Source organism: Oceanobacillus sp. MO10714A (assembly GCF_037072045.1).
GTDB classification, from domain to species: Bacteria; Bacillota; Bacilli; order Bacillales; family Amphibacillaceae; genus Oceanobacillus; species Oceanobacillus indicireducens.
This window is the reverse complement of record NZ_JAXHDC010000073.1, coordinates 1-10,248: the sequence shown is the minus strand read 5'-3', so window position 1 is coordinate 10,248 and position 10,248 is coordinate 1. Positions and strand designations below refer to the sequence as shown.

Annotated in this window: 9 protein-coding genes and 1 pseudogene; 5 read left to right on the top strand and 5 right to left on the bottom strand. The window is 38.9% G+C overall.

The features are described from left to right. Window positions 1-311: 311 nt before the first annotated feature. The 4 genes from SPD53_RS18840 (at window position 312) to SPD53_RS18825 (ending at window position 3,504) form a co-directional block, all read left to right on the top strand. Complete coding sequence (locus tag SPD53_RS18840) at window positions 312-1,250, top strand: agmatinase family protein (RefSeq protein WP_336253473.1); 939 nt, start codon at window positions 312-314, stop codon at window positions 1,248-1,250. A gap of 146 nt (window positions 1,251-1,396) precedes the next feature. Beyond that, entirely contained in the window at window positions 1,397-2,653 is a 1,257-nt protein-coding gene (locus SPD53_RS18835) for an Nramp family divalent metal transporter (RefSeq protein WP_188856173.1), read from the top strand. A 120-nt stretch (window positions 2,654-2,773) separates the two neighbouring features. Continuing rightward, a complete protein-coding gene (locus SPD53_RS18830; protein ID WP_336253472.1) occupies window positions 2,774-3,229 on the top strand; it encodes a hypothetical protein in 456 nt (151 codons plus the stop codon). Continuing rightward, window positions 3,217-3,504: a YxcD family protein gene (locus tag SPD53_RS18825; protein WP_188856174.1), complete on the top strand. Its 288-nt coding sequence runs from the start codon at window positions 3,217-3,219 to the stop codon at window positions 3,502-3,504. Before SPD53_RS18830 ends, SPD53_RS18825 begins: the two co-directional genes overlap by 13 nt. 526 nt (window positions 3,505-4,030) lie before the next feature. Here SPD53_RS18825 and SPD53_RS18820 read toward each other — a convergent pair. From SPD53_RS18820 to SPD53_RS18800, 5 genes are all read right to left on the bottom strand, one after another. Continuing rightward, window positions 4,031-4,240, bottom strand: a complete 210-nt coding sequence (locus SPD53_RS18820; protein WP_336253474.1) for a dihydroxy-acid dehydratase domain-containing protein — start codon at window positions 4,238-4,240, stop codon at window positions 4,031-4,033. 18 nt (window positions 4,241-4,258) lie between these two features. Next, a complete protein-coding gene (gabT, locus tag SPD53_RS18815; protein ID WP_336253471.1) occupies window positions 4,259-5,593 on the bottom strand; it encodes a 4-aminobutyrate--2-oxoglutarate transaminase in 1,335 nt (444 codons plus the stop codon). 177 nt (window positions 5,594-5,770) lie between these two features. Beyond that, window positions 5,771-6,172, bottom strand: coding sequence for an acyl-CoA thioesterase (locus SPD53_RS18810; protein ID WP_188856176.1), 402 nt, complete (start codon window positions 6,170-6,172; stop codon window positions 5,771-5,773). 50 nt (window positions 6,173-6,222) lie between these two features. After that, a complete protein-coding gene (locus SPD53_RS18805; RefSeq protein ID WP_156855050.1) occupies window positions 6,223-7,581 on the bottom strand; it encodes a sodium-dependent transporter in 1,359 nt (452 codons plus the stop codon). Window positions 7,582-7,619: 38 nt separating this feature from the next. After that, complete coding sequence (locus SPD53_RS18800) at window positions 7,620-8,786, bottom strand: NAD(P)/FAD-dependent oxidoreductase (RefSeq protein ID WP_336253470.1); 1,167 nt, start codon at window positions 8,784-8,786, stop codon at window positions 7,620-7,622. A 193-nt stretch (window positions 8,787-8,979) separates the two neighbouring features. On the opposite strand from SPD53_RS18800, the pseudogene SPD53_RS18795 reads away from it, so the two are divergent. Then, a pseudogene (locus SPD53_RS18795) lies at window positions 8,980-10,128 on the top strand (CdaR family transcriptional regulator); the annotation flags it as partial. Window positions 10,129-10,248: the final 120 nt, after the last annotated feature.

Here is a 10,248-nt window from a genome sequence, read left to right as displayed (position 1 = left end):
GCCGCATGAATTGGTTGTTATCCCATTTCATGCGGTTTATCATTTTTTAAATGAAGACCTCTTCAAAAACCTCACCATTCAACGGACGAATTCCCTCATATTTCCCTTTCTCAATCATATAAATATTCATATTCCAAGCCAAATGGTGGGGATATGAGCCTTTCCGAGTTTCATCTCCTTAATGGAAGGGAAACCAGATATTTAACAAGCAATACTTATTAATGAAACAGCCAACCAAACAAGTATGATGCAGGTGAATCGTTACACGTGAATCAGCCTGCTCCATTATTCAAAAAAGGAAGGGATACACGTTGAATAATTATCTTTACGGAAACACACCAACTTTTCTCGGGGCAAAGAATCTTTCTTCTTCTCTCGATTCATTAGGAGACATTGACGCTATCGTATACGGAGTTCCATGGGAAGGTGCAGTTACATGGGGCGATTACACAGGATGTGAACTTGGACCGAAAGTAATACGGCTGACATCTGCAAGGTACAGTGGCTACTTGCCGGAGCTCGACCATATTGACGTATTCGAACATATCAAGCTTGGGGATGTTGGTGATGTAGATGTTGTTCCCGCTGATGTGGAAGAAACGATGCAACGAATTACAAATTTCTCGGGTAAGCTTTGGGAGAGCGGGAAATTTCTAATCGGTCTCGGCGGAGATCATGGCATCACTTACCCCATCTTAAGGGCACTTACAGAACAAGGAAAGAAAGTCGGCATCATTCATCTGGACGCGCACTTCGACAACCTTCCTTCCCATCAAGGTGACCAGTATGCGCGTTGCAGTCCTTTTGCCCGTTTATATGAACAGGAAGGTGTACGCAATGAAAGTATTATTCACACAGGTATTCATGGACCGAGAAATCAGCCTGAAGCAGGTCGGAATGCCCGCGATGCAGGTGCTGTTACGGTAACAATCAACGATATCCGAAAGCATCATGATTTATCGGAGCTTGCCCGTGAACTTCATGCCCAAGCGAAGGAAGATGTGGACTGTGTGTACTTGAGCATTTGCAGTGATGTTTTAGATTTTGCTTTTAATCCCGGCGGTCCTGTTGATGGAAATGGACTTACTTCTTTTGAACTTGTAACACTCGTCCACGAAATCTGCAAGCAAGGTGTCATTGGCATGGACTTTGTGGAAATATATCCGCAGCAGGACGCAAATCAAAATTCTGCCCACTTTGTTTCTACAGTTATTTTATATGCGCTCGCGGGTTTGATTAATAGCAAATAGTAATATTGGCAGTTCAGCACAAGTATAAACAAGGATACTTGTGCTGTTTTTAAATATAGACGCCCCAGTGAGAAGGGCTAAATAATATTTTCTGGGGTCGAAAAGTAACAGAACCGAAGATGAAATGAAGGTGGAGGAGAAAAAATATGGCAATACCTAATAGAATAAGTAACTCTGATTCAGGGAAAAGAACATGGAAAGATAGATTGAATATCATTGGGCCAGGGGCAATTGTCACTGCTTCCTTTATTGGTCCTGGCACCGTAACAACTGCGACACGAGCAGGAGCATCATTTGGCTTCGCATTGTTGTGGGCGATCGTTTTTTCCATTATCGCAACAATTGTGCTTCAGGAAATGACAGGAAGGCTCGGAATCATTACGCGGAAAGGGCTTGGGGATGCGGTCCGCGAACAATTCATAAATCCAATATTGAAATACGGCTCCATGTGGCTTGTGATTATTGCTATCAGTGTTGGCTGTGCCGCTTATATGGCGGGTGATCTGCTCGGCACATCACTAGGCATTTCCACTATTACCGGAATACCGACGAATGTACTTGGACCGATTGTAGGAGTCATTATTTTATTTCTCGGCCTTTCCGGCAGTTATAAACTGATAGAAAAATTGATGATTTTCCTCATCGTCATCATGTCTATTACATTTATTACGACCATGTTTATGACACAGCCGGCTATTGGAGAATTATTCAAGGGAACTTTTATCCCAAACATCCCTCCCGGTTCCATCATTATGATTATCGCATTAATCGGTACAACTGTCGTCCCTTACAACCTTTTTCTTCATGCTTCAAATGTGCAGGAACGCTGGAACAAGCCGTCTGATTTAAAAGATTCGCGATGGGACACGATCATATCCATTTGTGTGGGAGGATTGATTACTGCAGCGGTACTGATTACAGCTGGTGCGACGATCAAAGGTATGGAAATACAAAGTGGCGCTGACTTGTCACTTCAGCTCGAACCAATCATGGGAGAGTGGGCACTGATTTTCATCAGTATCGGTTTATTTGCAGCTGGCTTATCTTCTGCGCTTGCCGCTCCACTTGGTGCAGCGATGACAGTAAGCAGTGTCTTAAAATGGGGCAACAATATGAAAGACAAACGCTTTAAAATCGTGTTTGTCATCATTATATCAATTGGGATCATCGGCTCAGCCCTTGAACTTAATCCTCTGAGCGTTCTGCTATTCGCACAAGCCTTGAATGGTATCCTGCTCCCTGTGATTGCAATTACGCTCCTTGTTATCATGAATAACAAAAAGCGTCTCGGCAACTATACAAACTCTTTAAAGGCTAATATTATCGGCGGAATAGTAGCACTGATTTGTACCGGACTTGGTACCTACAGTTTGGTTGATGCTATCCTAACTTTTCTTAATTAATGGAACGGATTTCGTTCTTTTGTATAAAGACATTTCCTTCCTCCAAACAGACAAAAGGAAAAAGCTATATTATAATGGGAGGATGACTATACAAAGATATCATCAGGGGGAAAAAGATTAATGAAGAAAATTATCGTAGCATTATGTGCCATCGCACTAGTATTTTCACCAATTGGAGATGTTGTTTTCCAAGATCAGGACACAACGGTGGAGGCGAAACGTTATAAATCCGGGAAAAAGTCATTTAACCCAGGAAATAGCGGCATCAACTCTAACAACAATAATTCCTTCTTCCAAAATAATAAAAAAGATTCTAAAGTGAACAAATCCACGACAAAACAAAATACGAACAATAAAGACGGCATGATGTCAGGTGGTCTAATGAAGGGCCTCATGCTCGGTGGGCTTGCTGGATTATTATTCGGTGGGCTGCTTGGTAACATGGGTATCTTAGGATCTATGCTAGGCTTGTTAATCAACGGTCTCGCAATTATTTTCTTGATCTCAGTGGCAGTAAAAATTTATCACTTTTTCAAAAGGAAAAGAAAAGAGGAAGCTAATGTATGGAGAAATTAGTCCTTCCTGAACAAGATATTATTAACGCAATTTGCGTTTATGTTTCTCGGAAAAAACACATAAAACCAGAAGAAGTCGAGGTAGAATTAATGTATGACGATGATACTGGCTTTTCTGCAGAATCATTCTGGAATGGCAGGAAACAAGTACTCGTAATGTCAAACATTATCGAAGCACTACGGTTATGGCTAGATGAATTTCTTAATGAGGATCCTTTCGCAGGGATTAAACTGGAATTAGATGATGAGGCGGGGATTATTGCATACGTTGGGTAAGCTGTAAAACTGGAAGACAACCCCTCGCCACCCACCGGAAGTCACCAAATGGAATCCAACAAACGTCGTGTTACTTGCCGTATGAAAAAGCGAGGCATGCATTGGTATCCAGGAGGTATAGAGGTGATTCAATCGGTGTATACAAACCTCATTCACGATTGGGAAACTAGCCAAAAGTTTTGGATAATCATCCTCGCATTTTAAGTTACGTTCTTGGTATTAGAACGTAACTTAAAATGACCGGGAACCAAGCGAAGACATTCGCGCGATAGCTGAAAAAGCGTACAAAAATAGAATGTCTGAAACACTAGGGTGAAAAGGGTACTGAGAAAGGCTTGGCACAAACTCATTCGATTAATAATTGATACTGAGTTTATTGTTTATGCAACACTAATGGCTTTATACTTGTTAACCTCACAATTTACTTTATCCAGTTTTTATTCCGGAATTTCATGTTATAATTCAAATAAATGATTAATTAATCTCTGGTTCTCTCGTCGGGGCGCCGAATCCTGTTTCTAAATAATCAAAGTCGCACCCCTTTTTTAATAAGCTTCTTCGGTATAGGGAGCATTCCGCACTCCGGCATTCCAGGTCCGCCCTTTGGTCCAGCATTTTGTAAAACAATAATATGATCTTCCGTTACATCAACGATAGGATTATATGTTGATTTTTGTTGATTTTCGACTTTATTTTGGGAAGTTAAAAATAAACGACAAGTAAGACTCTCTGGGATAAATTATTGAATCATAACCTATTCTATATGTGTTAATGTTTCTTCATTATTTTCTATTTGTTTAATCACATTAACTATTACATCTAATGCTTCATTCAATTGTTTATCATTAATGATTAATGGTGGAAGTAAACGGATTATATTACCACGAGATCCTGCGGTAATCACAATCACCCCGTTTTCGTGACATTTTCGAACTACATTCTTCACTAATTCCGGGTAGGGTTCTTTTGTCTCCAAATCTTTTACAAACTCTATACCAATCATCGCCCCTAGTCCCCGAACTTCACCAACAAATTTTGATGGGAATGTTAGTTTAGAACGAATTTTATTTCCTATTTCTTGAGCTCTAACCATCAAATTGTTATTCTCAATATCCTCAATTACTTTAAGTCCAGCAACACAACCTAAAGGGGTCCCACCCAATGTTGTACCTAACTCCTTTTTCTCCGGAGCATCCATTATCTCCGCATTACCTGTCACCGCAGATAAAGGTATTCCAGCACCAATCGATTTTCCCATTACTGTAATATCTGCAGCTACTCCAAAATGCTCCATTGCAAAGAACTTACCTGTACGTGCAAATCCGGTCTGCACTTCATCAGCTATAAATACGATTCCATGTTGCGTACACAATTTTCGTATGCCTTCAAAAAACTCTCTATTAGGGACAACAATCCCCCCATCCCCTTGGACAGGTTCTATTACAATTGCCGCGATTTCCGAAGGGTCCACTGTCATTTGAAACAGATTGTCAATAGCTTCTAATAATTCTATTGTTGTCCGAGTATCCCGGTAAGGATATGGGTAGGGTAAATGATATACTTCCGTCGCCATTGTACCAAATCCTTTTTTAAATCCCTTTACCTTACTTGTCATGGACATGGTCATAAAGGTTCTTCCATGAAACCCTCTTTCAAATGAAATGACCCCTGAACGTTTTGTATATCTCCGTGCAATTTTTATAGCATTTTCATTCGCTTCTGCACCACTATTAAATAAAACGGTTTTTTTTGAGAAATTACCGGGAACTAGGTGATTAAGTTTTTCTGCAAGCTGAATATAGGAATCATACAAAACGACGGGAAATACCGGATTTATATAATGATCCAATTGTCTCTTTAGTGCATCCACTACTGCTTTAGGGGTGTGTCCGGCATTTAAACTTCCAATACCTCCCGCAAGATCAATTAAACGGTTCCCATCTATATCCATTACTATAGCTCCATCAGCTTCAGCGATTCCTATAGATAAATTTGTTGCTAAACCTCTTGCAATAGAATCTTCACGCTTCTTTAATAATTCTTTTGACCTTGGTCCTGGAATTTCTGTTTTTAATTCTATATAACCCATTACTATCCCCCCACATGTTATTTACTCTTATTTAATAAAGCTTTTTATTAGAACTTTCAACCTGATACGCAATTTGATATCAATATTTTCCCGCAAATGGTATCACGTAGATACGTTTTACTTGTAATAGTGTTTTTTGATGTGGACTATAGCTATTATCTATTTAGGTTATGTTTTCTATTGCCTAAAATTCCGTGCAATCTCTTCAATCACTGGTCTGCTTTTCCTTGTAGTCAAATCAATCATCACTTTCGTAATTGTCGCTTCACAGACCACTTCTTCATTTTGATTCATTATTTTTTGTTCAAATACAAAACTCGTATTCCCAAGCTCCTTCGGTATCGTAATCACTTGAAGCTGATCGTGAATTACCGCTTCCTTTTTATACATAATGTCAATCCTCAAAACGACCGTCCCAAGGTTATTTCTATGAAAATCATCATAAGAATAACCAGCGTACTTTATGTACCATGCTTCTCTTCCGCTCTCCAGATAATTAAGGTATACACTATTATTTACATGGTTGAGTCCATCAATATCCTTTTCACTTACAATAATTTGTTTTTCTCCAATATTCAAACTCTCTCTCTCCCCAGCAATCCATTTTTTATATTTAAAACTTTAGTTCTTTATAGAATACCAGTTATGAAAATTACAGCGATTACCACCGGAATAACAAAAGCAAAGATTGGTTTAACAGCATAAGGAATTTTCACTCCTGTTGTTCCAATATTGATTTCATCAATGAAGTTCTCCGTTTTCCACTTAAATACAACATACAAAGAAAGCAAAAGTGCACCAACGACAAGCATTATATTGCCAGAGAAGTAATCAATAAATGTGAATATATCCATACCGAAAATCTGAATGTTTGACCATGGTCCCTGTGATAAAATAGACGGAATTGCCAACACCAAACTAGCAATACTCACAAGCCAAACACTTGTTTTACGATTCAGATTAAATAATTCGGATGCATTAGCTGCTAACGTTTCCACAAAACCAACCCCGGTTGTAAGTGCGGCTACTATAACCAGGAAGAAGAATAAAAGACCAAAAATTGTTCCACCAGGCATTTGATCAAATATAGTCGGCAATGTCAGGAAAATCAAACCTGGTCCTGAATTTGGGGCAACATTAAAAGCAAATATTGCCGGAAATATGACCATTCCTGAGATAAAAGCAACAAATGTGTCAAGCGAAATTACCCACACTCCGTCTACAACTAGATTGGACTTCTCTCTCTTCAGATAACTTCCATAAGTGAAGGCAGCAGCCATCCCAATACCAATGGAGAAGAAAGCCTGCCCCAAAGCCTGCAGTACAGAATCTCCACTAATTTGTGAAAAGTCTGGTTTCAAATACCATACAACCCCCTCCCATGAACCCTCTAAAGAAAGTGAAAATACACTTAGAGCTAGTAACATGATGATGAGTAAAGGCATTAATAGTCGCACAAATTTTTCTGTGCCATCTTTCAATCCTTTCACTACTACAAACGCAAGAATCAACATTGGGATAATTGCGTATCCAGTAACAAGCCATGGGTTTGCGACAAACTTATCATAAATATCGGCTGCCTGATCAAATGTAACTCCTTGAAATGTACCAAGACCTACCTTTACAAAATAAGCAAATAGCCAGCCCATGATCATCAGATAGTACGAAAAGATAAGTAACGACGTAAACACGCCAAGCCATCCTATCGACACCCAAGTACTGCCCTTTTTAGTTAGTTTACGCAAACCAGTAATAGCACCAGACTGTGCTTTTCTACCAAGACCTGCTTCAACATAAAATAAGGGAATCCCAATGACAATAATAATAGCAATATAGATTAATAGAAAAGCTCCACCACCGTTTTCACCTACTAAATAGGGAAATCGCCATATGTTCCCTAAACCAATGGCAAATCCTGCAGCGGCCATGATAAACCCAAATCTTGATCCCCATGTTTCTCTTTTTTTATCCGTTGTAGGATCACTCATGAAATTCCCCTCCCTATTATTTTTCGTATACTTAGTAACTAAACGATTGCGCCTTCAATTATCAATTCATTCTCCGCAAAACGTTCAAATCGAAGTGGACTGAGATCTAATGTTTCATATTTTCCTGTTCGAATCAGCTCAGACAAACCTTTCCCTACAGCTGGCGCTTGCTGCATGCCATGACCACTAAACCCAACTGCCATAAAATATCCTTTCATTTTCGGGTGACCTCCGATAATCGCATTTTGATCTTCTGTATTATGACTGTACATACCCGCCCATCCAGCGGTTATTTTTGCTCTTTCAAAATTGGATATCCGCGTAGCCAATACCGGCCATAGCTGCTCTTCGAAAAAAGAACGATTCCACCTGAAATCAATGCCCGGCTTCACCTTCTCACCAAATCCTGAAATTATCGATGATCCTTCATGCCTGAAATAAACACCGGTTGGGTCTACCGTTAACGGCAATTTGTTTTTCAACGGTTCAGCAATATCAAATTGAATGATTTGTCTCTTGAGCGGAACTACCGGAATTGGCAGTCCTATCTTTTTACTTAGCTCAGGTGCCCATGGACCTGCTGAATTTATTACCGTATGGGCCTCATATCTCTCTCCATTTTTACATTGCACACCAGTTACTTTTCCGCTCTCCGTCGTAACAACATCGACCTCTTCATACACATAATTTGCTCCCAGCTCTTTTGCTTTTCGAGCATAACCCTGCATGACAGAATACGGATCTAAGTATCCATCTTCCCCGCAATAAAGTCCTCCCTGCAAATCTTCATTATTTAATTCTGGGATGATTGATAACAATTCTTCTTGTTCAAGAAACTCTGAAGGTACCCCGAAACTTCGCTGCAGCTCCATCTGCCTTTTTAACTGACTGATGTTTTCATTTTTAGCGAGAAAAAGGTAACCCGGATTTTTAAAATCAATTTCCGCTTTTTCGCCTCCTATCGCCATATCTTCCGCGAATGTCATATATTTTTTTAAGCTATACCTGCTAATTTGTATATTAATTCCTGTTGTAAATAGCTGTCTGATCCCTCCGGCACTTCTTGGAGTCGAAGAAAACTCGTATACTTTATCTTTTTCAAATACGGTAATTTCACCTGTAAATCCGTCATTCAATAAATTATAAGCAATACTGGAACCAATGACACCACCACCAACAATTATAATATCTGTTTTCTTTGACATATAAACCACCTCTCACTAAGAATAATATCCATTGTTTATTTATAATTTTCATTAGTTATACCTTATTTTTTTCTCTTATACTATGGACAATCCGCCTAAATATTTAAGCTTTCTAAATATTTAACCTTATCTATTTATCTTTATTATGATATGATATAAATACAAAAACAGAAGATTGAAAGGGTGGTGTGTAGTGGACCTCTTAGTACAATTTGCACAAAAAGTGGTGGAAGCGGTTTCAAAAATTTCACCATTTGCTATCAGCCTGAGCGATCACAACGGTTATATTATTGGTTCTACGGACTCCAGCAGGGTTGGCACCTACCACTTGCCTTCAAAAGAAGTAATTGAAAAGAACGATCACATTATATTTGATAAAGTACAAATAAAAAATATGGTTAATGTGTATGAGGGCATCGCATTTCCGCTTCAATTTGATCACAAAACAGTTGGAGTCTTGGGAATAATTGGGCCGCCCGCTCAAGTCAAACCTTATGGATTATTAATTAAAAATTATGTTGAAATAATGTGGCAGGAAACTTTTCATCGGCAAATAACGGATATGAAGGCAAAAACCAGGGAAACATTTGCACAATATATATTATTAAATGAAGTAGTCCAAACAGAAAGGGTCAAACAATACTGTGGGGTGCTTGGCATTCCTTATGGAAAAAAGAGCTTTTGTATTGTCATTGATATTGGCAATTCCTTACTGCACAGCGCTAAAAAACATATTTCCATCGACCAGCTGAAAGATAACCTGTTAAGATGCACTCAGGAAGCCTATATATGCACTGATTGTGGGTTAGCTACATTTTTAAATAGCGAAAAAATAGTTGTTGTGAGGCAAGTGGGGAGTGAGGGGGAATACAGGGAGCTCCTGCAGCAATTTGAGAAACAAAGCAGGGAATTAATCAGATTATATAGGATATATTCAATTAAAGACCCTTCAATTGCAGCTGGTAGTCTTTCACCTGCTATTGAACAAGTAAGTGAGTCTTACCATGAGGCAGTGAAACTAATACAGTTCGCCAAAGAACGTAGCCTCGAATCAAACATACATACCATATTTGATTGGGAAATCATTTTAGAACAATTACCACTAGAAACATCTAAAGAATATCGTAACAAAATTCAATTTCGGATCCATACTCTTATGGAACATGATCGATTTAAGGAAATGGCGGATCTCTTTATAGCATACTGCGAAAACAATATGAATATTAGCCAAACAGCAAAAGTACTGTTCATTCACAGAAATACGCTTATTTACAGATTAAAGAAAATAGAGGAAATGACTGGGCTCAACACGAGTAATTTTCAGGACTGCATACTTCTCTACTTGGCGTTAAAAAAATAAAGCAGCAGGTCGTTTACACAGCTTCCATATATATGTGTATCGTTCCTGCCGCTTTTTTATTTATGTGAGAATAGTTGTTTAACCTCTGCATTCATTTTACTT

Coding starts and splice junctions, on each gene's coding strand:
- gabT (WP_336253471.1), bottom strand. CDS start 5,593: ATGGGTTATATAGAATTAAAAACAGAAATTCCAGGACCAAGGTCAAAA.
- SPD53_RS18830 (WP_336253472.1), top strand. CDS start 2,774: ATGAAGAAAATTATCGTAGCATTATGTGCCATCGCACTAGTATTTTCA.
- SPD53_RS18800 (WP_336253470.1), bottom strand. CDS start 8,786: ATGTCAAAGAAAACAGATATTATAATTGTTGGTGGTGGTGTCATTGGT.
- SPD53_RS18825 (WP_188856174.1), top strand. CDS start 3,217: ATGGAGAAATTAGTCCTTCCTGAACAAGATATTATTAACGCAATTTGC.
- SPD53_RS18805 (WP_156855050.1), bottom strand. CDS start 7,581: ATGAGTGATCCTACAACGGATAAAAAAAGAGAAACATGGGGATCAAGA.
- SPD53_RS18835 (WP_188856173.1), top strand. CDS start 1,397: ATGGCAATACCTAATAGAATAAGTAACTCTGATTCAGGGAAAAGAACA.